Annotated in this window: 18 protein-coding genes and 1 tRNA gene; 6 read left to right on the top strand and 13 right to left on the bottom strand. The window is 52.9% G+C overall.

The window, feature by feature from the left end:
* Positions 1-82: 82 nt before the first annotated feature.
* Both VEB01_RS16900 and VEB01_RS23170 read left to right on the top strand, forming a co-directional pair.
* Positions 83-1,702, top strand: a complete 1,620-nt coding sequence (locus tag VEB01_RS16900; RefSeq protein WP_324877463.1) for an ABC-F family ATPase — start codon at positions 83-85, stop codon at positions 1,700-1,702.
* Complete coding sequence (locus VEB01_RS23170) at positions 1,703-1,969, top strand: HU family DNA-binding protein (RefSeq protein ID WP_414675504.1); 267 nt, start codon at positions 1,703-1,705, stop codon at positions 1,967-1,969. It begins immediately after the preceding gene.
* On the opposite strand, the gene VEB01_RS16895 is transcribed toward VEB01_RS23170, so the two are convergent.
* A tRNA-Thr gene (locus VEB01_RS16895) sits at positions 1,948-2,023 on the bottom strand. The two genes, VEB01_RS23170 and VEB01_RS16895, sit on opposite strands and share 22 nt — an antisense overlap.
* Before the next feature lie 45 nt (positions 2,024-2,068).
* A complete protein-coding gene (gene thiO, locus VEB01_RS16890; protein ID WP_324877461.1) occupies positions 2,069-3,163 on the bottom strand; it encodes a glycine oxidase ThiO in 1,095 nt (364 codons plus the stop codon).
* Between the two features lie 197 nt (positions 3,164-3,360).
* On the opposite strand from thiO, the gene VEB01_RS16885 reads away from it, so the two are divergent.
* Positions 3,361-4,224, top strand: coding sequence for a hypothetical protein (locus VEB01_RS16885; RefSeq protein WP_324877459.1), 864 nt, complete (start codon positions 3,361-3,363; stop codon positions 4,222-4,224).
* Positions 4,225-4,348: 124 nt separating this feature from the next.
* Here the strand turns inward: VEB01_RS16885 and VEB01_RS16880 are convergent, their stop codons facing one another.
* From VEB01_RS16880 to VEB01_RS16865, 4 genes are all read right to left on the bottom strand, one after another.
* Entirely contained in the window at positions 4,349-7,018 is a 2,670-nt protein-coding gene (locus tag VEB01_RS16880; RefSeq protein ID WP_324877457.1) for a UPF0182 family protein, read from the bottom strand.
* Positions 7,019-7,211: 193 nt separating this feature from the next.
* Complete coding sequence (locus VEB01_RS16875) at positions 7,212-7,391, bottom strand: hypothetical protein (protein ID WP_324877455.1); 180 nt, start codon at positions 7,389-7,391, stop codon at positions 7,212-7,214.
* A gap of 72 nt (positions 7,392-7,463) precedes the next feature.
* Positions 7,464-9,575: an EAL domain-containing response regulator gene (locus VEB01_RS16870; RefSeq protein ID WP_324877452.1), complete on the bottom strand. Its 2,112-nt coding sequence runs from the start codon at positions 9,573-9,575 to the stop codon at positions 7,464-7,466.
* A 373-nt stretch (positions 9,576-9,948) separates the two neighbouring features.
* Positions 9,949-11,784: an asparagine synthetase B family protein gene (locus VEB01_RS16865; RefSeq protein ID WP_324877450.1), complete on the bottom strand. Its 1,836-nt coding sequence runs from the start codon at positions 11,782-11,784 to the stop codon at positions 9,949-9,951.
* 169 nt (positions 11,785-11,953) lie between these two features.
* Here VEB01_RS16865 and VEB01_RS16860 point away from each other — a divergent pair, with 169 nt between their 5' ends.
* The 3 genes from VEB01_RS16860 to VEB01_RS16850 are packed head-to-tail and all read left to right on the top strand — an operon-like array spanning position 11,954 to position 15,014.
* Positions 11,954-12,883, top strand: a complete 930-nt coding sequence (locus VEB01_RS16860) for a sulfotransferase family protein (protein ID WP_324877448.1) — start codon at positions 11,954-11,956, stop codon at positions 12,881-12,883.
* On the top strand, positions 12,880-14,088 hold the full coding sequence (locus VEB01_RS16855) for a hypothetical protein (protein ID WP_324877446.1): 1,209 nt from the start codon (positions 12,880-12,882) through the stop codon (positions 14,086-14,088). The genes VEB01_RS16860 and VEB01_RS16855 overlap by 4 nt, the downstream gene beginning before the upstream one ends.
* On the top strand, positions 14,085-15,014 hold the full coding sequence (locus VEB01_RS16850; RefSeq protein ID WP_324877444.1) for a glycosyltransferase family 2 protein: 930 nt from the start codon (positions 14,085-14,087) through the stop codon (positions 15,012-15,014). Before VEB01_RS16855 ends, VEB01_RS16850 begins: the two co-directional genes overlap by 4 nt.
* A gap of 156 nt (positions 15,015-15,170) precedes the next feature.
* Here the strand turns inward: VEB01_RS16850 and VEB01_RS16845 are convergent, their stop codons facing one another.
* The 7 genes from VEB01_RS16845 to VEB01_RS16815 all read right to left on the bottom strand — a co-directional run bounded on the left by VEB01_RS16845 (position 15,171) and on the right by VEB01_RS16815 (position 24,050).
* Positions 15,171-18,413, bottom strand: coding sequence for a sulfatase-like hydrolase/transferase (locus VEB01_RS16845; protein WP_324877442.1), 3,243 nt, complete (start codon positions 18,411-18,413; stop codon positions 15,171-15,173).
* Entirely contained in the window at positions 18,406-19,335 is a 930-nt protein-coding gene (locus VEB01_RS16840) for a glycosyltransferase (protein WP_324877441.1), read from the bottom strand. The genes VEB01_RS16845 and VEB01_RS16840 overlap by 8 nt, the downstream gene beginning before the upstream one ends.
* A gap of 182 nt (positions 19,336-19,517) precedes the next feature.
* A complete protein-coding gene (locus VEB01_RS16835) occupies positions 19,518-20,543 on the bottom strand; it encodes a glycosyltransferase family 2 protein (protein WP_324877439.1) in 1,026 nt (341 codons plus the stop codon).
* A 60-nt stretch (positions 20,544-20,603) separates the two neighbouring features.
* On the bottom strand, positions 20,604-21,488 hold the full coding sequence (locus tag VEB01_RS16830; protein ID WP_324877437.1) for a DUF6492 family protein: 885 nt from the start codon (positions 21,486-21,488) through the stop codon (positions 20,604-20,606).
* Positions 21,489-21,759: 271 nt separating this feature from the next.
* Positions 21,760-22,428 (bottom strand): FkbM family methyltransferase, encoded by a 669-nt coding sequence (locus tag VEB01_RS16825; protein WP_324877436.1) that lies wholly within the window; start codon positions 22,426-22,428, stop codon positions 21,760-21,762.
* A 126-nt stretch (positions 22,429-22,554) separates the two neighbouring features.
* Entirely contained in the window at positions 22,555-23,487 is a 933-nt protein-coding gene (locus tag VEB01_RS16820) for a glycosyltransferase (protein WP_324877434.1), read from the bottom strand.
* A gap of 239 nt (positions 23,488-23,726) precedes the next feature.
* Positions 23,727-24,050: a hypothetical protein gene (locus tag VEB01_RS16815; RefSeq protein WP_324877432.1), complete on the bottom strand. Its 324-nt coding sequence runs from the start codon at positions 24,048-24,050 to the stop codon at positions 23,727-23,729.
* Positions 24,051-24,320: the final 270 nt, after the last annotated feature.

The raw sequence follows: 24,320 nt of genomic DNA, 5'->3' as shown, positions 1-24,320 counted from the left end.
CTCGCTGTACTGTCGTTACCGCCCGATTTCTGCTGCTTCGGTAATGCGGGATTCATCACACCATCAACTTTTTGGAAAAGCATTGTTATCTACAGCCAACATCACCATGCAGTTCGGGGCCAAGCCCCTGTTCGAAAACGTCTCGGTCAAATTCGGCGACGGCAATCGCTACGGATTGATCGGCGCCAACGGCTGCGGCAAGTCCACGTTCATGAAGATCCTCGGCGGAGACCTCGAGCCCAGCGCGGGGAACGTATCCATGGACGCCAACGAGCGCCTCGGCAAGCTGCGCCAGGACCAGTTCGGGTTCGAGAACCACACCGTGCTGGACACCGTGCTCATGGGGCACGCCGAGCTCTGGCAGATCAAGGCGGAACGCGACCGCATCTATGCCCTGCCGAACATGAGCGAGGACGACGGCATGAAAGTGGCGGACCTGGAAGTCCGTTTTGCCGAACTGGACGGCTACACCGCCGAGTCCAGGGCGGGCGAATTGCTATTGGGCGTCGGCATTCCCCTGGAACAGCATGGCGGTCCCATGAGTGCCGTGGCGCCAGGCTGGAAGCTACGGGTGCTGCTGGCCCAGGCCCTATTCGCCGATCCGGATATCCTGCTGCTGGACGAACCCACCAACAACCTGGACATCAACACGATCCGCTGGTTGGAAAACCTGCTGAACGAGCGTGGCAGCACCATGGTCATCATTTCCCATGACCGCCACTTCCTCAACAGCGTCTGCACCCACATGGCCGACATGGACTACGGTGAAGTGCGTGTCTATCCGGGCAATTACGATGATTACATGATCGCCTCCACCCAGATGCGGGAGCGCCAGCAGGCGGACAACGCCAAGAAGAAGGCCCAGATTGCGGAATTGCAGACCTTCGTCAGCCGCTTTTCCGCCAATGCCTCCAAGGCCAAGCAGGCCACCTCCCGCGCCCGGCAGATCGAGAAGATCAAGCTGGAAGACATCAAGCCGTCCAGCCGGGTCAATCCGTTCATCCGCTTCAACCAGGAAAAGAAGCTTTACCGTCTGGCTCTGGAGGTGAAGGACCTTGGCAAAGGCTACGGGGAGGCGCCCTTGTTCCAGGGGTTGGATCTCCTGATCGAAGTGGGCGAGCGGGTTGCGGTGATCGGCCCCAACGGCATCGGCAAAAGCACCCTCTTGCGTACCCTGGTGGGTGAACTGACCCCCGACCGGGGCGAAGTGAAGTGGTCCGAGAACGTCCGTCTGGGTTATTTCGCCCAAGACCATGCCGCCGATTTCGCCGAGGACCTGAGCCTGTTCGACTGGATGGCTCAGTGGAAGCGGGAAAGCGATGACGAGCAAGCGGTCAGGGCCGTTCTGGGGCGGCTGCTGTTCTCCCAGGACGAGATCGGAAAATCGGTCAAGGTTCTGTCCGGCGGCGAGCAGGGGCGCATGCTGTTCGGCAAGTTGATGCTGCAACAGCCCAATGTCATGGTCCTCGACGAGCCCACCAACCACCTCGACATGGAATCCATTGAATCCCTGAATACCGCCCTGGAAAACTATCCCGGCACTCTTGTTTTCGTGAGCCACGACCGGGAGTTCGTCTCTTCCCTGGCGACCCGCATCATCGAGCTGACGCCAGAGGGCGTGGTCAACTTCAGCGGTGCTTACGAGCAGTATCTCGAGGCTCAGGACGTGGAATTGGGGAGCGCACTCCGCCGCCAAGCATAGATGGTCGACCAACCTAGGCGTGCGCTCGAAGCAGTCATCGAGGCTTTGGGCCAGGCCATGCGTGAAACCCCGGTCCGGGGAGGCGAGGTCCCATTGCCAGGTGTGGGCAAGTTTACGGTGAAGGACCGACCCGCTAGGGCCGGTCGAAAGCGTCAGACCGGCGAGACCGCTCAGATGGCGGCGAACGTCCGAGTGCCCATAGAAAATAAAAAGCCCTTGAGCTTTCGCTTAAGGGCTTGTCTTATTGGAGCCGGTGATAGGATTTGAACCTACGACCCGCACATTACGAATGTGCTGCTCTACCGACTGAGCTACACCGGCGTTAAAAAAGCATTATAAAAAGATTTGGGCTGCTCACACAAGGTATCAATGCTCGGCGACGAGAGAATAGGGCGCCGGAGGCACAACAGGCGAGCGGGCAAGGAGAAGGTCGGCCAAGAGACGGGCTGACGCGGGAGCCATCGCGAATCCATTGCGGAAGTGGCCGCAATTAAAATATAAATTTTGAATCTCGGGATGTTGGCCTATATAGGGAATACCGGTAGGTGAGCCGGGGCGTAGCCCTGCCCAGTGTTTTTCGATGGCGCAGGAGCGAAGTGCCGGAAGCACGGTGTAGGCGAATTCCGCAAGCTCACTGCGTGCGGATTCCGTAGTGCTCTTGTCGAAGTTCGCGTATTCCAACGTACTGCCCGCTAAAATCCTTCCGTCTTTTCGGGGAATCAAGTAGCGCCCTTGATTTAGAATGATATGCCTAAGCAAGCCTGGTTCGGCCGAGAAGACAATCATCTGTCCCTTCACCGGTTCTACTTTCAGGCGCGGCGAGGCAAAAAATCGATCGCTGATCATACCCGACCAAGCTCCCGCGGTAATGACGTAGTGGTCGGCGGAGTAGGTTTTATCTCCGGTACTAACGTGCGTTATGCTGGTGCCGCTCGTGGCCACTTCGGTGACCGTCTGGTGTTCGGAAATCCGTGCACCGTCTGCAAGCACCTCTGAGCACAACGCGCGGAGTAGTCTGGGATTTCTGATTTGAGCGATTTCGGGCAGGAAGACGGGGGAACTCGGGGTAAATCGCACGGCAGGCTCCAGTGCACGGAAGTGTGCGAGATCGGGCCGGTCGTATGCCATTCCGTGGCTTTCGCACCAAGTTTCGGCAAGATGCTCGTTCTCGCAGTCGGCAATCAATAACCCGCTCTTCAGCCATTCCGGATCGATTCCGGTGCGGTATTGTAGGATTTCGGCTAGCTTCGGATATTCGGCGTGGCTCCGAAGCCATAGTTGAATGATCGGTTCTACGGTTCGCCAGGGATAGAGCGGACTGAGTATCCCGCCGCCTGCCCACGAGGATTCCCGACCGATAGCCTGCCTTTCAAGGATAAGGACACGAGCGCCCGATTGCATGAGTTCGCGTGCGGTCATGAGTCCGATGACACCGCCGCCGATGATGATGATATCCGTCATGTCAGATTACCGAATTGATAGAGGGCCATTCTTAGAATCCTTCGCTTATCGGGATGTAGTCGAGCTCTTCTGGATGTGATTCACTGGAGACATTCACGCGAAGCTTGGCTATATTTCGAGTGACCGACATCCCCACGCCATGATGCCCGCAGTGTCCGGTATTGTTGTGGGATATGAAAACGACTAGAGGAACATCAATGCCTTGGAAAAAACGTTTATCCGCCTCGTTTATTTTACTGTCTTTCTTGCCCGGTGTTTCTTCCGGGCTGATGGTTGATATTCAGGGCACCCGGCTCGAGCCTCAACGGCCGGGCGAAAGCTGTGTCGATATAGCCGGTGATTATCGGGGTATACGAATCGAGGCTGATAAACCCGGTCAAACCCCCAGGATTTGCTACAACGGCTCGCGACAGAATTCGGTCAGCATCGCGAATGCAACCTTCATTGCCAAGTCACCGATCAAACAGGAGGTCACAATCAAATTCGAGCATGAGTTTCCTCCTGGTATCAATGGAAAGGTCATGGCGCGCGCCAAATTGCAAGGTTTTTTCGCTACGGGCAGCGGCGTTGGTGTCCCGACTGGAGATACATTGAAGCTCGAAGCCTTTTTCTCGCAAGGCGGTTTGGACGATGCCATAGCAACGCCATTGAAATTTAAGGTAGGCGATCAAGTGGATTCGGCGTTATTGGATTATTCGGTCAAGGAACAATACTTAATCGCCGGGTCACGCTCCTTGAAGGGGGCTTTAAAAATCGTGTTTTCCGAGGCTGGACACAAATTGGCTTTGCCGGAGAAATGCCTGATTTCAGTTGATACCGGATCCACCTTCGAAGACAAGTTGGATACTTTAGAAGCTTTGGAAGAGGACGAGGCTCCGGAATCGGCTGGGGCAGACGGTGAGGCATCACCGATTATTCCCGGAGAAACGGAGAACGAGCTCCCGGCCTTGCCCGTACGCCGTTCCAAGTCCGGCGCCGACATTGCGGCACCGGTCGATGCGCAAGCGACTGAAAAACCGGAACTATCCTTGCCAACTGAACTTGCGCCTAAAGCTCCATAACCGTCTATTGATTCTTTCTCCAAAACTGGTCACGGCGGTTGATCCCGGAAGCGGCTCTTCTTGCTTCCCTTTCAACCCCGTGAACTTCTCGAAACCCTTCCGGCACGTATAAAGTCGTTTCGCCTTACATGGGCCGGAATTCCGGCAGTTTCGGCGGCGGCTCCACAGGCACCGTCGGAGGGCTAGGCGGTACTTGGGGGCCTATCTCCTTCAGCCGCTCTTGGAGTCTTTCCATTCCCCTTTCCAAAGACGCATCCATGATGACGACGTTCCCCATCGACAGAATGATGCGTTGTAGCTCAGGGATTCTCGTGGTGCCGGTCGAGACGATATAAACCGGCTGCACATACAAGACCGATCGGCCCACTGGCAGGACGATGATGCGGCCGCGCAGTACGTGCGATCCCTTTTGGTCCCAGAGGGCGAATTGTCTCGCGATCTCCGGATCTTGGTCGATCAGAGCGCTAACTTGCGACGGGCCTTCGACTTGAACCTCACGGCTGAATCTGTAGAGAACAATCTCCTTGGAAAAATCGGTGCGTCCTCTGGCGGCTGGCGTACCCGCGACAGCCAACACGCTGAGGTTGCTCCGTCCTATGGGGGTCATTGGGTTGATCAGGACGAAATTTTCCGGTTCACGAAGTCCCTCCAACAGATAAGTCGTGAAGAAAAAGGGCTTCATGGCGGTATCGTTGACCATGGCAAAATCCCAGGTCTCTGCCTGTTGGAAGAACAGAGCCGGGTTGGTTTGATGATACCGGGCGTAGATGCTCATCTGCGTCGTGAACATATCTTTAGGATAGCGAAGTTGCTCTCTGAGCATCGGCAGCATGGCGCTCATATCCTTGAAGACCCCCGGATAAGCTTTTCTGTAGCCCTGGATGATGGGATCGTTCGGATTCGCGACGTAGTAGTCGACATTACCGTCGAAGGCATCGATGACGATCTTGACCGAGTTGCGGATGTAATTGAATTGCTTATCCTCACCGTCGCGATTGAAGCGGGTGATCGAGGTTTTTGAGACCGGATACAGGCCGGAAGTCGTATACGCGTCCACGATCCAGTAAATACGCTTCGGCGTGACGACGGCATAGGGATCGTTGTCCAAGGACAAGTAAGGTGTGAGTCTCTTGATCCGATCGACGACATTGCGGTGGAACAGTGCCCGGCTATCGCCGCGTATATTGACCGAAAAAAACAGTTTCTCGTCCCGGAAATAAATTGCGAATAGCAGCCTCCGGAAGAGCGAGGAGATCGGCACTCCGCCACTGCCGGTATAGTTGTAGCTGGATTCCTCGTCGAAGCTGGAAATGCCTACGACGTTGAGTTGGTTCGGCACAATCGCGTAGGTTAAGTTCTCTTCGCCGAAATAGATATCGGGTTTCTCGACGGTGAAGCCGACACCGGACTGCAGGGTCAAGTCGCGGAGAAACCACTTCATTGGTGTTTCTCCGTCCTGAGCGGCTGGCGTAATGACCGTACCGTAGCCATGGGTGTAGCGGAGATGGGTGTTTTCCCAATTCTGAGCCTCAGGCGGCAGCTTAGCGATGTTGACTTCGCGCGCGGATAGATTCACCTGTTCGAGTCGGCCATTGATCACATAGCGCGCAATGTCCACGTCCGGAAAGCGGTAGTAGGGGCGAATGCCCTGCATTTGCGAATAGACGTCGTCAAGGTATTCGGGATCCCAGACTGGAATGTTGTACAAGTGTTCGCGGAAGGCTTGATCGAGAATGTCTTGGTCAGGAAGGCTCGGCATTACATCGATGGTCTTGATATCGTTCAGATCATAGGCGGCAAGGGTCGCATTGATATTGTTTTGCATGAACTCTTGTTCGATTTTGACCGGATTCGGCTTGACCACGAACCGGTCGATCATCGCGGGAATAAAGCCGATCTGACGAAATCCCAAAGAGATTGCAAAAATGATTGCTAGACCGACTACGGCGGTTAATCCTTTGCCTCTGTGGATATAGACCAATCCGGCTATCACCGCGCCGATCAAGGTCAAAACGGATAACCAGATCAATGGCAAGTGGTAGCGGAGTTCGATAAAGCCCGGACCGAAGAACTGGGGCTCGTGGACGTCCGTGTACAGCAGTCCGAAGCGGTCAAGAATGAAACCCCACGCCACGATCAGAGACGTGATGATGACCAGGCCGCTTAGGTGAATTCTTGCGCCGATAGGCCACTCCCTTTTTTCGCCCGGAAGTAACCGATGCTCCAGCCAATAAAGGAGTGCGATAGCCAGCGTCGCAATGACCGATGCGATGAGCAATTCCTTTTGAATCAGTGCAAAGATCGGATAGGAGAACATGTAAAAGCTGACATCATTCCCGAATACCGGATCGAAAACTCCGGCACTGGGCGCGAACAAGAACAGCAGGGCGGCATTCCACTGTTTGTAGAATGGAATCGCGATGAGAACAGCCAAGATGAAGGATAATGGCGTGTAAACCCGCAAAGAGCCGGTCTGGAAGAGTTTCAACAATCGCCGGTAGCGGGTTCCTTCGGTATGGCCTAGGCTGGCGAAAGCGGTCTGATCTACACCGAGATAACGGGAGGCGGCCCAGAAATTCAGGAAAAAGATGAAGAAAAAGAACAAAGTAACGCTGGCCCACAGAATATAGCGATACAGAATCTTGAGCCAAAAATACCCGCCGTAGCCGAGTTCATCGTGCCACCAGTAATCCACTATGAAATTTGTCAAAGCGATGGCGGATGTCAAAAGCGCTACAGCCAAAACAAACACGGCGGCAGCGATGAACATCAGCAGTCGTTTCCAATTTGGCATAGGCTCCTCTCGGGTATTTCTGATTATGGCTGTCGGAGTGATCGGGATAGTTTGGGCGCAACCGAAGTATCAGGATGCGGTATGGGGGAGGCCGGGCTAGAGTTGCCTAATGGCGGCCAGATCACACCGTAAGATAATACCTTGGCTCTAGCGAGACAAGTAGACGCTTATGAGCTAACGAGCTTGTTCTGTCTTAATTCACTTCGTAGTAAGTCTTACACCGGGAAAACCCGGTTTCCGAAATCGTTTTGCAAAGCTTGAAAAGGTTCTGCGCTCCGATGATGCCGCCGCCGTCCTTGAGAGAGGGGACGCCATGAAGGAATTGTTCGGCGTTGCCCGTTTCTGTTGCATCGTTTGTATCTCCGATTTTCATTCGCTAACGCCCATCTAGTCCACGTTGGACAGCGTGCGACTAGGGGAGTGCAGTGAAAACGTCCGCGTTAACTTATTCGGTTGTGATGGTTGCCCTATCATGGATGTCTTGGCAAGACGATACATGATGCCGCAGCCAATTGGTCAGAATGGGTGCAGGCAAGGGCTGATTAATGAAGTAGCCTTGTCCCTCTTCGCAGTGTTCTTCCCTTAGAAGGTCTAGGTGACGCGAATTCTCGATGCCTTCTGCAATGACCTTGATTCCCAAGCTGTGTGCGAGTGAGATGATGGCTTTGGTAATCGTCATGTCGCTCGCCGAAGTATGGATGTTCTGGATAAACGAGCGGTCGATCTTCAGCGCGTCGATCGGCAGCCTTTGCAAATAGCTTAGCGAGGAATAGCCGGTGCCGAAGTCGTCGATCGAAATTCTGATCCCTCGTTTGCGGAATGCCTCGAAGATTTGCAACGTGGCGTCGAGGTTTTCGATCATGATGCTTTCGGTAATTTCCAGTTCCAGGCAGCTTGGATCGACTTGCGTTTCTGCAATGATGGCGTCCAGGAGCGGAACAAGATGATCGAGGCGATACTGCCGTACGGAAATATTTGCAGCCAGACGCAACGGATATAGCCCGAGCGTGTGCCATTCCCTCAGTTGCCGACACCCCGTCCGCAAAACCCATTCGCCTACCGGCAGGATTAGGTTGGTTTCCTCGAGCAAGGGTATGAATTGATCCGGCGGTACCAGTCCTAAGTCGGGGTGATCCCAGCGAATGAGGGCTTCGACGCCGATGACGGCGCCAGTTTGAAGATCGATTTGCGGTTGATAGTTCAGGACGAACTGATTCTTCTCCAAGGCCCACCGAAGTTGCGTTTCCAATGCGAGACGCTCCAAAGCCGCGGCGTTCATGCCGGGCGAATAGAATTTGAAGGTGTTGCGACCCTCTCGCTTAGCCGTATACATGGCCCGGTCGGCATTCTTGACCAATTCCTCGATATCGGTGGCGTCGGACGGATAAAACGCAATTCCGATGCTCGGCGAGATGAAAATCTGATGGCCGTGCAGGTTAACCGGCTTGTTCAGTGCATGGATAATCTTTTGTGCAACGATTTCGGCCTTTTGCGGCTCCGTCATGTTTTCTAGGATCACGGTGAATTCATCGCCTCCTAGTCGTGCCGTAACGTCGCTTTCCCGTACCGATTGCTTCAAGCGGGCAGCAACCTGCCGAAGTAATTCGTCGCCGGCGTTATGCCCCAGCGAGTCATTGACGGTCTTGAATCGGTCGAGGTCGATGAACAGCAACGCAAGGTCGGTATTGTTGTGCCTCGTCCGGTTGATGGCCTCGTTCAGTCGCGTGTTGAACAACTCCCGGTTAGGAAGCCCTGTCAATGTATCGTAATGAGCCAGATTGCGGAGCCGATCCTCGATTTGCTTGCGTTCTGTAATATCCGAAACAGTCGCGATGTAGTTCAGCAATCGGCCTTCTGTGTCTCGCACGACATTGATGGTGAGCCACTGGGGATAAATGTCGTTATTCTTCCGTTTATTCCAGATCTCTCCCTGCCATTGACCGGTCAGATCGATGGACTCCCACATGCGCCGGTAAAACTCTTTATCGTGTTTGCCGGAGCTTAAAATCGACGGTGTATTGCCTACGACTTCTTCGGTCGTATAACCGGTAATCGAGCTGAATGCGGGATTGACCGCGATAATCCGCGTTTCGGCATCGGTAATCAGGACGCCTTCGGCGGCATTATGGAAGACGGTCGCCGCAATCCGATCCCGCTTTTCCGATTCCTTCTGGGCATCAAGCAAGCGCTGTCGGTCGAGAACCTTTTGAATAATCGATGGTAAAAGATCGATGAACGTTCCCTGCTCATCCTTTACGATGTAATCCGCGGCGCCGAGTTGTATTGCTTGGACAGCGACGTCAAGGGCATTGCCTCCCGAAACCATAATGGCCGGAGGGGCAAACGGCAAAGCCAGCATTTCCCGGAGAGTAGCCAGGCCGTCTTTCCTGGGCATCAAATGATTAAGGATTGCCAGGTCGTACTGTTCCTTAGCCAGCTTTTCAAGGACTTCCTCGCCGTTTGCGGCGATATCTACGCGGTGACCGAGTTTTGTAAGACGCGCTTTTATCAGGAATGCCAAAGGAGCGTCGTCTTCAAAGTAGAGCAAGTGAGCCATTATGATTTGTTATTGAGCAGGGCATCGAGCCAGGAACTGAGCTTATTGCTTCGGCAATTAAAGGGTGATTTTAACCAAATGGACATCACCTCAAGGCATTGATATAAAATGAAAAACTCAGAATTCGACTCAAGGCATGATTCTCATTTAACTGCCGGAGCAATAATCGAACGGTTAATCTCGAATCCTTAGCTTAAGGATTTGCGCAAATAAAAACAAAACAGACAGCGTTATATGCTTGTCTAAAATGGATCGCGTCCTTTCACTTTGAATACCCAGCCTGTTGAGCCGGCCATATTCCTCATCGCTTGATATATCTTAATATAGGATATAACCTGGATTAGTCTCTATATTTATGTGTGATTCTTATATATTACTGATTGCAACTAAGCCATTGCTCTAGCATCACTATTACCCAAATCATGGTGCCGTAGTAAGAGGGATGGCTTCGATGCTCATTTAGCAGCTGTCGAATAAACGTTCGTTGAACGAATCCACGATCGGAGAATTTTGCCAAACTTTCGTTGGCAATTTCCCGTAATGGCTCATAATCGTTCATCCAAATGCCAAAAGGCAAACCGAACCCATGTTTGCTTTTTTCCAAGATTTCTTTAGGCAGGAATTCTTCAAGAGCTTTCTTAAAGAAATACCGTAGTTTCAAATGTTTGACCATCAATGATGGTGGTATGTGAGTGCTGAATTCGACAAGGTCATCGTTTAACATGGGATAACGAACGTCGATGCCGGCTAATTCGCACATGCGGTTAACTTTTCGCAAATCATTATCGGCTAAGGTAATTTTCCAATCCAAGAATAACATTCTGTTTAGTATGTCACTGGCGTTTGCCCTGCGATAAACTTCCTGGAGATTCATGCCAGGTCGAGCTGGATTGATCTTGGATAAAAACTCGCCAGCGAATATGTTTTCCAAAGCAAAACGGTTTAAAAAATTGTAGCTTTCCATTCGTTCCGGCAAAGGTATATTCGCTTGATTAATATAGCTTTGCGCTTTAGCAATGGGAGCAAGCTTGGAGCCCAATGGAAAATTGAAAATCAGAGGCTCTAGAACCGAGTGCCGAATAGTTCCAGGAATGGTGGAGTAAAGATGAAAGATTTTCTGTTTGGCATATCGTGCATTGCCACCGAATAGCTCATCCCCGCCGTCCCCGGCCAGGAGGGTATCTAAACCGTCTGTCCTCGCAGCTTTCGCGCAGTAATAAGTCGGGACCGCAGAGGCATTGCCAAAGGGTTCATCATAAGCGCGTGCGATAATCGGTATGGCGTCCGCGACATCTTGCGGTTTCAAATAATATTCGTGAGCCGTAAGCGAAAAATGCTTCGCGGCAATACGCGCATATTCCGTTTCGTCAAAACCCTCGGCAGCAAAGCCGATACTATATGTATCGACCGGACTCGCGGCGATTTGGCGGTAAAGGCCGGCTATTGTCGAACTATCAGTTCCCCCGCTTAGAAAAGTACCGGTTTTCGATCCATCCAGTGCCTCGCCAACCGCTGTGTTCAACTTTTCCCGCAATAGCGCTTCTAGTTGATTCTGGGGATGTTTCGTTTCAGAAAAATTGGGTTGCCAGTAAAACTCCTTTTTAATGTTCTCATTGTCAAAAATGAGATATTGTCCGGGTAGCAGCTTTTCCTGTGAGGAGAAAATGCTGTGCGGACTCGGCACCATATGAAAGTACAAATAATCGAAGATCGCTTGGTTGTTTATGCTCCTGTCGGCATCAGGATGCTGTTTAATGCAGCGCGCGTCGGATCCAAAAATCAACTGTCCGTTGCGAACGCTATAATACAAAGGGCTGATCCCCATGCGATCGATGGCTATCAGGCAGCGCCTTTGCTGTGTGTCCGCGATTACCAGTGAGAAAGAGCCGAGGAGATACTGGAAAATATCGGCTCCGTGTTCGGAATAACCATCGCTGAGCGCCGCTGCGTGCCCTCGTCTTTCGGCGATCTTGGCGAGCTCGGCTAATTTCCACCGAGGGCGGCCATGGCAGGCGGCGATTCGGTGTTGCGTGGAAAAAACACTAGTTTGATTCGGGAGTCCCGCAGCGGCGATCAAACACATTGTGTCTACCGCGGTTTGCATCTTTTGGGACGAGTTTAGTAACAGTTGATCGGCCATCAAGGAGATGACGGGCTTCGCCGCTTCTAACTGAAGGCGATTATTTATCCATCCACAGATACCACTCATGATTCGGCCGCTGAATTTGTTAATTTTGGGACAAAGTATATAGGATAAGCGGTTACTCGATTTTGAATCCAGGCTTTGTCGGCCTGAGAGAAAGCGGGCGGGCCAAGCCAAGACGATTTTCGTGACAGGCGATGGCGAATATTAAATTTGCATTATTAATTGGGGGCCAATGGAAACCGACAACTTTTGGGTCAAGGCCGGAAAAACCACACGTTATTACGCAGCGAATTTTTCGCGCATCGTGCGTGGAACACGCTGGAAAGTCGCAAAGCCGTCGGTGGAAAAGCCCATATTCGTGGTGGGATGCAGTCGAGCCGGGACGACACTGGTTTACAAGACGTTTTCAGAGTGCCGCAAGCTAGGAAGTCTTCAGCGGGAAACCCATGATTTCTGGGCGACTTTGCATCCGCCCTCCGAAAGAAATTGGGATACGCATGCTATCGATCCCTGCATGGCTGCGCCTCAAGATCGTGACTTCGTGGCGCGCTATTTTTTTGTACACACCGGGAAGCGTCGTTTCGTCGATAAGAACAATCAGAACGGCCTTTCTATTCCCTACTTGAGACAACTGTTCCCGGATGCCGTCTTCGTTTACGTTAAGCGCAGTCCGGGCGATAACCTGCATTCGCTTATGGAGGGTTGGAAGCGGGCCGACGAATTCGCGACGTGGTCAAATACACTTCCGGTAGAAGTCGCTATAGAGCAAGGGCGATTCACCCGCTGGTGTTTTTTTCTCGCCGAAGGCTGGCGTGATTATGTCAATGCCAGCTTAGAAGAAGTTTGCGCTTTCCAGTACCGGACGATGAATGAAGCGATTCTTGAAGCCAAGGAGCAAATTCCTCCGGATCAATGGATTGACATCGTTTACGAAGAATTGCTCAACGACCCCGTGACCGGTTTCGCCGATGCATTCGCAAAAGCAGGGCTTTCGTTCGATGAACATATGCGGCGACATTGCGCCACGGTATTGGCGAAGCCTTACAATGCGTTTTCCGAAATTCGCGCTTCGAAATGGCGGGATAAGGAAAACCGGGAACGCATCGAAAGCACGCTTTCGGACGTAGCGGACGTTGCTCAGCGAATGGGATATGAGCTTTGATTGTCAAGGCATTACTGCTCTGGATGCTGCTCGGCAGCGCGTTTCTAGCCATCCTCTACCGCCGGCCGTTAATCGCCTTATGGCGCGAACCGGTCCTCCGCAATCCTGTTTTGATCGTCGAAAGCGACGATTGGGGGCCTGGCCCGGCGCATCATGCCGATGCTCTAGAACGTCTGTCGGCGTGCCTGGCCAAACATCGCGATTGCACCGGTCATCCTGCGGTCATGACTTTAGGCGTAACACTGTCCGTGCCGGATGCGATCACTATCAGCCGATGTAATGCGAGTGATTATGCCGCCCTCTGGCTGGATGCAGAGCCCTTTGCAGCCCACTTGAAAGCCATGCTTGCAGGACGCGATCGAAACGTTTTCGCGCCGCAACTCCATGGAGCAGCCCATTACTGGCCGCCAGCCCTGATGCACGCTGCCGCCGAGCATGAGGAGGTGTGCACGTGGCTCACCACGCCGGCTAGTCTAGAAACCGAATCGCTGCCCAGTGCGCTGCAATCGCGCTGGACGGATGCCTCGCGCCTGCCTTCGGTTTCTCTTTCCGAAGGTGCGACTCGCTTAGCCGTGAGTGAGGAGGCAGAGGCTTACGTACGCATCCTCGGTGAGCCGCCCAGGGTGGCCGTGCCGCCCACGTTTATCTGGAATCGCACTGTGGAGCGGGCTTGGGCCGAGGCGGGCATCCATTGCGTAATTACGCCCGGGCGCCGGTACGAGGCGCGTAATGAAGCCGGGGATCTCATCGGCCCTAACATGCCGATCCGAAATGGAGAGAGGGGAGAGGGGGGCATGATTTACCTGGTGCGCGATGCTTACTTTGAGCCCGCCTATGGACATAGGGCGGAGCGAGCGCTTGCCGCTCTGGCGACCAAGCTTACCCAAGGGCGCCCGTGCCTGCTGGAGACCCACCGATTCAATTTCACCGGACGACAGGCGGATGCGGCTGTCGCGGAAGTCGACAGACTATTGACCCAGGCTTTGGCGCGCTTCCCGGACCTGCGTTTCTCGTCCTGCGCGGAGTTGGCCGAGCAGTTTCGCCATGGCGGCGATTGGTTGGAGCAAGGTTTTGCCCGCCGTTACAGCGCCTGGTTCGCGCGCTTGAGAGCCCTGTCCCGTTTCTGGAAACTTGCCCGCCTAAGCGGCCTAGCCTATATGCTGTCGGCTGTTGCGATTATTTCGAACACAAGCACCCGAGCATGAACCGTCCCTCGTTCTCGGTCATCATTCCGGCTTACAATGCCGAGGGCTTCATTGTCCGAGCCATTGAATCGGTTCTGGCCCAGACCTGGCCCGCGCACGAGATCATCGTAGTAGACGACGGGTCCAGCGATGCTACCGCCGCTAAGATCGCCGCTTTTGGTGATCGTATACGCTATCTTCGTCAAGACAATGCCGGCGTTTCCGCCGCCCGCAACCGGGGCGCTCAGGCCGCCACGGGCGACTGGCTGGCATTCCTGGATGCCGATGACTGGTATTACCCGGATCGCCTGCGACGCCATGCCGAATGGATAGAGCGCGACGCCGGCCTGGATTTCCTGACCGGCGATTATGACTACTGCCGGCCCGACGGCAACCGCATCTCCGGTTCCATGGAAATCCACGACTCCGGCCGTGCCATGCTGGCCAAGGCGGCGGGCGAAGAAACCGTGGTCATGATGGCCGACGAATTCGAATCCTTTGTCGCCGATCATTTTGGCGACACCCATACGCTCTCGTTGCCGCGCGTGACTTTTCTAAATCTAGGGGGATATCCCACTGGCTATCGCGTGTGCGAGGACGTCTTTTTCCTGGTCAAGCTATGCGCCGTCAGCCAACGCGTGGGCGTGGCGTGCGCGCCACTGGCGGCCTATCTCATCCACGATGCTAGCGCGACCCGGCGCGATCCCTTGCACGCCCAGATCGACAATGTGCGCACCCTGACCGCTCTAGCCGATGCCGCCCGCGCTTTCCCCGACGTAATTCGTCGGGGCGTGCAAACGCGGCTCCGAGAGGGTCGATTCAACCTGGGCTGCGCGTTAACGCGCGCAGGCCGTCGGGGCGATGCGTTGCGAGCGGTGTTGCCGTCCATATGGGAAAGTCCCGGCCTGAGGAGTGTGCGAAATGTGCTCTCCATGGTGCGCGGATGACTCGCAGCGCCAATCTGTCCGTACTCACCGAACTTGTTCCTGCCTACCAAGGTAGGCTCCCGGTATAGACCGCCGAGGTTTACCGAAGGCTGAGCGGCAAGGCCATGTAAATCCTGAATCGAGCATGCCAACCGGCAGCCGCCGCCCCTCCACTCACTAACCCACGGATTTACGCCTATCCCGAAAAAAGCCACCTACCAGGTCCTGGGACATCCATGCCTCGAGCTGAGCCCAAAGCTGCGCGGCAATTACCGTTTCGTTGGCTGCGAGATTCCGCCGGCAATCCGGATCTGTTTCCAGATCGAACAGTTGTAGTAAATACCCCTCCGTGAGCGGCTGGTAAACGAGCTTCCAGCGTCCGCTGCGGAGCATACGATCTTTAGCTATGAGCGTAATGTTTTGATATTGAAGCTTAATAGCTAGTGTACCTGTTGCCCGATTCGGTACTTCCAGCAGTTCGAACAAATCGGGGTAGCGCACATGCCGTTCCGGCAGGCCGGGGATATCGGCAATCCAGATGCCGGTTTCATTGAAGGCAACAATGTCTAGACAATGCTTGGTTTGATCCAGGCAGTCAGCGAGCGGAACGCCATCCATCGTGCTTGGCGACGGCACTCCGACCAATTGCATTAGTGTCGGCGCCAAGTCGATGCTGCGTACGACTCTGTCCACGACACCCCCACCGATTCGGCGCGGGTCATGAACCAGCAGCGGGATTCGCGGGCTGAAATCTCCGACTGCGGAATTGCCTTGGCCCCAAGTCTCGTGCTCGAAGAATTCCATCCCATGGTCAGAGTAGACAACCACGATAGTATTGCCCGCGAGTCCGCAGGCATCGACGTGGCGCAGCATCTTGCCGACTTCGTCATCGAATTCGGCTACGCAGCCGTCGTACAGATCAATGATTTGATCAAGGTCGAACTCCTCTTTCGGCGCACCCTGGCGACGGATGATATCGAAGGGGTCGGTCAGCCGCGCCATGGCGAACTTGGACTCTCCCGAGTAAGCCGGATCGGCGAAGCGCGTGTACCACGGCCATTCGGAAGCAAACGGCGGGTGCGTTGTGGAATAAAACACGTTAAGGAAGAAGGGTTGTGCGCTTTCCGCCAGGCGCGAAACCAGCCGGCGCGCACGGCATCCCATCGGCTGGGTGAGGGGTACGCCACCCAGGTAATAGATTTCGGGCAACAGTAATCGTCCCAACCGGTTGTGGGTGAACAGTGATAAAAAAAGACGTAAATCCTTGGGCCCCTGCCGGATCAGGTATTTAAGATTCCACTGATCTTCCGGCAGATCAGTGTAATCAAAGCCGAAGGAGAATTTCCCCATGTCCGCGCCACACCAATCAGAGATGGCGGCGGTGCGATAATCTTGGGCCTTAAGCAGATTGGGGAGGGCATTGACTTTGAGCCGGGTATCCTCATCGGCGACGAAATTATCGCGAATGCCGTGAGTGTGCGGCCAAGTGCCGGTCATGAGTGAAATCAGGCTGGGTGCCGTGCGGGCACAGGGCACATAGCAGTTGGCAAACAACGTCCCTTGTTTAGCCAGCTGATCGATATGCGGTGTGAGGGCGCGATGGTAGCCTAGCGCGCTCAGCCGATCGGCCCGCAGCGTATCTGAACCGATCATCAGGATATTTGGCGGGGCATCGGCGGCGCGGGCGGTGGAACTGCGCGGGGGACGTGCTTCGGGCATCCAGGCTACCCAGGCGATCGTACCTGCATAGAACAACATGGCTGCCCATAATGCCAGGATTTCTATAATCTGGTTCTGCTTGGCCAGTTGCCATGTGGCTACTGTCAGCAGCAGCGCGGCGACAGCGCCCCCGGCTGACTGGATAAAATAAATCCGGCCCGGCGTAATCCAGCGCCACAAGCGGTAAAAACGGCTCATACGGTAGTGCATGGACGCCACCAGCAGCCCTGGGTTGAAGCGCAGCTTGCGGATAAATTGCAGCGTAACCGCGGCCAGAATCCCAAGAGTTGCAGCAACTGCAGCAAATACGTTTGACCACTCGCCGCTTAAGCTGATGTTGAGCATGGCATACAGAAGCACGCCCGCGCTCCCGGTAAACAACATTAGGGCGAATGCCCAGCCCGACAGGCGGGCGAGTGCAAACAGGGTGTAGCGCCGGTAATGCGTGAGGACCTCTTCTGGAATGCGCGGCCCGGTCTGCGAGAAATCCAATAGCGACTTGGCCAATAGCGCCGCCGTGCCCACAGCCGCCACTGCCACAGCAGGGAGCAGTTCAGGCCCATGCGAGTAGCCGCTGACAAAGCACGCAATCAACCCACAGCTGACGGTGAAAATCGCCAACGCAACCCCGAACAAAAAGTCACGATCGGGCGGCAGATCGAGCCGCTTTTTTCGATATCTGCCGGGTGGGTTGGAGAGGTCGAGGTCGTCAACCGAGGCGACGTCCATATATTGAATCTGCTGTTCGACATAAGTGGGATCGGTTATGCGATCCCAACGCCCCCGCAAAAACCCGTGGACGTTGACGATGCGAACAAATTCCATGACCGCCAGCACACGCAAACGCATGCGCCAATCGTCTGGAGATGTGGTTCTAAGAACTTGAGGCCAAAGATGTTTATGTATGTGCCACCCAAACAGGGCAAGAGCAACAGCGATCGTTGGCAAAAACCAGAAACCTGACACGAGAAGCGCGGCAATGGCTCCGTGTATCCGCAAGTTGATGAGATATCCCGAGGTTCCAATACCAACGCGTGCATTGCCGCGCGAAAAATTGATACGCTGCCGAGCCAACGCACGCCAGCTTTCCCGTGGCCGCCAACGAACAATCGCATCGCGGCAAAATGCGAAGCGAAATCCCAGCTGCCGCATCCTTATGTTGAATAAGGTGTCTTCCGCGGCATAAAGCCATTCGGGATAGCCTCCGGCTTTCTCCCAGGCAACCTTGGTAAAAGCGACCGATCGACTAGAGGGAAAGTAGCGCGCCGCCAGCGTCTCGTCACGATTGGGTTGAAAGGTGGCCAGCACCACGGCTTCTTCGAATGGCGTATGCGTTTCGAAGCGGAAATTGCCGGCAACGACATCCGGCCGCGGAATAGCCTCAAAACACTGCGCGATATTGGCTAGCCAGTCAGGGTCTACCCGGCATCCGGCATCGGTGACCGCCAAATGCGTGCCGGTAGCGGCGGAAATCCCAAGATTTCTACCCTCGGCGATATTACAGGGCCGGGAAATGACGCGCAGCCACCCGCGTGCGGCATAGTCCTCGAGTATTTCCCTGGTGCCGTCGGTGCTCGCGCCATCGACGATGACGATTTCATCCGGCACTCGGCTCTGGTTGAGCAGCGAGTCAACGAAATCCCGAATCGATGCGGCCTCGTTGCGTACCGTGGCGATAATTGAAAAACGCATTTCAGCCATGGATGCTTACATGCCGGCTAAGGTACAGACCTTGTATGGCGCCCAGAAAATGACACAGAAGCATCTCCCTATAAAAGGCCTCATCGGCCGGTAAGGTAAACCGACCGGTGATGACTCCCCGTGCCGCACGCATCAACTGAGGAAACAGGTAAAAAGGTATGTTGAAAATCCGGCGACTGCCGGGCAGCCCCTTACTGACGGCCAGATTCCTGCTGGTTTGAAACCGCCAGCGTCGCAGGTAACGCTTGGTGCAGCGGTAGGCTTCAACCTTGTGGCTCACGCGGGATTGACCGAGGAATACCGCCTTTAAACCCGCAGCCAGAATGCGTTCGAACAGTTCGATGTCCTCGCCGCTTGCGAGTACCTCGCCCCTACGACCGCGGTTCGTGTCAAAGTAGCCGACTTTATCGAATATTTGACGGCGAAACGCCATGTTGGCGCCAAAAGGCGCCTGAGACGGGGTTTCAATGGGATAGTCGTCGGTGCGATCGGTGCGCACGGCGAGAAAGCCGTAAAAACGTTCGGTCAGCCAATAGGGAGGAGGGATCTCCCAAATCGGGGCAATATAGCCACCACAGGCATCCGCTTGATACTTTTCCAACCCGGCAAGCGTGGTTTCCAGCCAATCGGATTCGGGCAGCACATCATCGTCGGTAAAGAGCAGCACCTCGCCATTCGCAGCGGCAATGCCGCGGTTGCGCGCGTGCGATAACCCTTGCTGAAGTTCGAATTCATAGCGCAGCTTCGGCCATGCCTGATGGAATTCCTCTACCACACGCCTCGTGTGATCCTTGGAATTGTTGTCTACGATGATAACCTCCCAGCTCAACTCAGGCCTGGTATTCAGTTGCATGAGAGCTGTCAGGGTATCCCGGAGGGATTCTGCGCGGTTGTAAGTGCAAACGATGATGCTGGCGTCCATGTGAATATATCAATTTAGATAATTGGTGCCGAATATAAGAACGCAAACCGGGTATTCAATAATACGATATGAGTATGTCAAAGAGGGCGGCAATGCTGAAAAGCCTGTTTTTATACTCAAGCGTAGACGCCCGACATCGTCGCATAAATATCCCCTAAACCCATATAAAGGCGTAATAGCCATTACTCAATGTGAGCTCGTCTTCTGGGAAGCCACATTCGAAACGCAAATCGAATATAAGCAGGCTTTTGACTTATAAAAAGGGCTTGTCGAAGATAGCGTAATGAGGTTCCTCGCTTGCCATGGCGAAAGTAATAGTAGGCGGTATCGAAATAGGCGGACGCGATACTATCGCGTATTTGTTTCTTCCATTTGCCAAACTCGGGCAGCGATAGAGATGCGCGAAACAGCTGATTTTTGATGGCCAATCCCTGCAGCATGTGTTGCTCGATATTGGCGGGTTGCGACGAATAACCCTGACCCTCGCAGCGCTGTAAATAAAGCGGACGATTGATTAAAGCCGTCTTACCGCATATCGCCGCGGCATAGATGGCCCATTCCGAATCTCTAAGCGGACCTATTATGCGAAGTTTGGCGGCTTCATCGTCTGGAACATCAGGTTCAATTTGATAAGCACGCCAGCGCAGGGCGCTGATTTGTGACCAAGTCTCGCGCCTTAACACGACACGTTGAAAGGCAATCGGAACGGTTAGGAGCAGGGCGACAATAAGCCACTTGTCGAATGAAACGATATCCTGAGGGTCTTCGCGGCCCATCCCGGAAGTAATGACACGCGCAACAGCCTCCGGCTGAACTCTGTTGAAATGTTCGGAACGAGCGCCGAATCCTTGTGCGCCAAGGAACACCAGATCGAGTTCTGGGTCGCTGGATAGCAGGGCGCAGGCATGATCAATCGCCTGTGGCGATAACAAATCGTCATCATCCAGATGCACTATGAATTCGCTCGTCGCCGCTTCGACTCCCCGATTTCTGGAGAAGGCCAAACCTCGTGCTTCCTCATTACGCACCACCCGGACGGTGTTGCCGAATTTAGACGTTAATGTTTCAGCGTTGACTCGTGGATGCGAGCCATCATCAACAACAATGATTTCCGAAGGCGGCAGCGACTGATTTATAAGGCTCAGGAGAGCCTCATCCAACAGCGCGGGCCTATTCTGGGTTGTAACGATTGCAGAAATCAGGCTCATACAGAATGAATTCCTGCCGAAATCGGATTAATAGAAGATTCCGTCGGGTATTTCATGATGCTACTGGCAAATAATGTGACGGAGCAAATCTTCGTATGCCGAGGTTGGAATCTTGAGGTTTGATTGAATCACCAAGCTGATCCTGTCGTCCTCGGAATCCTCTGCATTTAGCATTCTGGTTTTCGTGCTTTCGAAAGAAGCTAAGTCCCACGCGATGATATTGAATGGCCTTGCCCGTATAGAGAGGTTGGCAGGTTTAAGCACTTCTTCCACGAATACCCCATAGATGGTGTATTCTGAAATATGCTTGGCTGTGTACATAGCTTTTTGCCAGTCTGAATTAGCGGTATTTTGGATATAATTATGCAACTCTTTTAGCCAATCGACATACCAGATAGTCGGGTAAGCCATATAGTGGTGTTCGGACGAGCCCGGTGGTAGCGACAAGATTCTGCGTGACTGATCCACGTGACTTCGATGTTTGCTGCTTTCATCTTTTGGGGTGATTCTTACTAGAGTCCTGGTGGTATCCGTCAGTCCAAGATCCATTAAGTCAAACGGCCTGATGAAAATCAAATCGGAGTCGATAAACACGACTGCCCCTTCATCGACCCAGTGATTGCAAGCAAGTTTGACGATCTGTTGGATAATCCAACCCGGACGGCCGGCATGCTTCTCAAACCGCCAAAGCTGATGCTTGGCGATCTTGCCGATCAATTTATAAAGAAAATCCGGATAAAATAATTCGGAAACGACATCCTGCTGGCTGACGATTTCAACATCCTTGTCGTCTTTTAGTGCCGAGCGAAACTCGGGCATATGTTCCTTAGGTACTGCAATAATATGCTGACAATTACTCTTGAAATACTTCCTTATACTTCTGCGCATCCATACGGCACGATCAAGATCGCCGATATATGAAGGTGTGAAAAAGCTTGCTTGCATTAATTTTAGTTACAAACGGAAGATAATTCGGCTAAGTCATGCTCAATTGTAATATGCATTGTTATCACAGTTTGGAGAATATGTTTATCAAGCGACTCATCAAGACTGTGGAAGAGTTTGCCGTCTTTAATCTTTCGGACTTGTACCTGGCTCTTTCGATGACTTCGCTCCATCTGGGGCAAGGCGCTTCGGGGAAAAACTATCACGCACAGATATTCTGGCTGCTTTTTACCAGACGAAGGGCGAGGTGCCCCTTATTGGGTAAATGCTATTAACAACATTTCACCATGACGCAGTCGGCCTCGATAAGCTTGAGCGATGAATCCAAGCCTACCGGAAATATTCCGGAAACACTAAAGCCATTCTGACCAAATTCGGAAAAGGATGTGAGAAAATCTGGCATGCCTTCGTAAACGGGACGAAAGGAGATTTCGCTTTGTACAGCAATGATTTCACGCAGTGTGTTACGGCCGCCTTTGAGCACTTCCAAATCGTATCCCTGAGTGTCCAATTTGAGGTAAGCATTTCGAATAGAATATGCTTCACGAAGGTTTGAAAATATGTCGTCAAGCCGATGTATATTAACCGACATTTGACGACTGACAATATTTTTAGAACGGTATTTAGGTGTGAGCTTGTTGTCCGGTTCAAGGAACGAACTGAATTTACTGTCTGCCATGATGTTAATATTTTTTGTAGTGTTTTCACTGCCGAGGGCGTATGCGTTAATGTGCCAGCTTGGGTCGTTCTCTGAACGACTCCTCAGTAGAGCAGCCAAATCCGCGATCGGTTCAAATGAGATGATTTGGCCGTTGAAACCAACTTCATGCCGTAACAAGTCCCTGTATTGTCCAGCGTTGGCACCAACATCGAGCACGGTGTCGATTTTGTACTTATCAAACAAAGTGCGCAGGTGGGTTGAGAGTGCATAAGCTGGCATGCGCCAGTTTGGGATTATTGAATATCCGAGCAACTTGGCCGTGCTAATGACAAGATTGTTTAAATAATTTGGCATAAGTGTCGTGTGTGAATATGAAAACAGAAACTTATTCGCATCTGCAATTGCTCATAATCTATTGGTGTACGGAGCGTCATTCACTGCAGTCTTGGGTACGAGTGACTTCATTGCATTCAAATAGTGCCTTATGTTCAATGGCCACAATTTAATAATTTGTAAATGAGTGATAAAGGCCTTAATTTGCTGGCGATTAATCCTGTAGTGCCATGCAACATTTAGCATGGCCTTCAATAAGGCATCGGCGCAAGCAGCTCGGTATTCCGTTACTTCGCAAGTGGGTGATAATGCAATTTTTTTTATCGCATTCATTCTGGCTATGGAACTTTCTAGATTTGGTCCAGTATATGTATTTTTATCGTGCCTGCGGTAACTGGCGAGTGTTTCAAGCTGATATAGAATTGGGCCAAACAGTGCCAGACGAAGCCACAAATCATAATCTTCACTTTTATGAAGTGTTTCATCAAATCCACCGGCTTTTTCAAATGCAGAACGCCGGACTAAGGTAACTGTTGGGCTTATGATAAATGAACCCTGCAGCATGGCTTTTAGAACTTGACCTGATGCTCTGAAAAACTGAGTTGCTCCGCTCATGCCGGTAATGTTACCAACGGCATCTATGATACGATGATCGCAATATGTCATAAAACAATCTGGGTGGGATTCCAGTATATTGACTTGTCGTTCAATCTTGTTTTTATCCCAGATATCATCCGAATCAAGAAATGCGATATATTTACCACGGCTTTCCCTAACACCACGATTCCTTGCACCCGAAACACCCTTATTAAGTTGTGAGATTATTGTTATTCTCTCACTGTACTTGTTAAGTATGTCAAGGCTGCCATCCGTTGATCCATCATTGACAACTATGATTTCACAGGGTGAGTATGTCTGAGATAAGGCGCTTTCTATAGTTTCACGGACATACGTGACCGCATTGTAAACTGGGATGATAATAGACACGAGATGTTTGCCATTCATGCAGTTCCCCGATCAATTAGCAGTACTTCGAAAATGCTAAGATCAACATCCCAGCCATTTGCTGAACGCTCTTCTGAGCACATCGAGAACCCTCCGTTTGTTATGAAACCCTGGCAGTAACTCGGTGACAGAGCGGACATTCAACTCAATGTCCTCGGCGAATCCGCCCATCCAGGGCAATACCAGTCTGTATTCCGCCCCAACACTCATCTTCGCGGGTATTTGGGGGAGTTGAGGCCTCAAAAAGGCACGACGTCCGATTTAGAGATGAGGTTCAACCGGAGCTTCTCTGTCGGCTTTAGCACCACGGGCAATCGACCGGTGGGGCGTAGCCTCGTTCGACCATCCCGTTCAATCCCGGTCTCGTCGCCCTGCGAATTTCCGCCCTTTCCATCTGGACGCGCGCGGCTCATCGACAGGCGTTGCTGCGCAAACCGGGCATCGGTGCCGGCATCGAGGCGCTGCTGTTTCCCCTTATGGCGCTCGCATTTTTGCACGGCGAGTGCCGTGTCGCCGTCGTCCCGCTCCCGACTCTCCCAGCGGCGCACCGGGTTCGGGCGCACCTCCAAAATCGCCGCAATAGCTAACCCTCAGCGGGTATTTGCACCCCCGTTTTCCGGGCCTCCGTTAGCGCCTCATTGCTCCGCCATTTGGCTTTCCTTTCACCATCCTGATTCAGACGTCATAATCGTCTAGCGTCCTGTCCCATTAATACGTAGCATAAATCTTGCTTAATTTCTGGGTGTCTTTAGATTTGAGGAGATACCCAATGAAAAACGGCCGCCCGAAAGCCGAACTGGTCATCACACCCGCTGAACGCGAACAACTGGAGG

This window comes from Methylocaldum sp. (genome assembly GCF_035627495.1).
GTDB lineage: Bacteria > Pseudomonadota > Gammaproteobacteria > Methylococcales > Methylococcaceae > Methylocaldum.
Note: the sequence above shows the minus strand (reverse complement) of the source record. Positions and strands in the feature narration are given on the sequence as shown.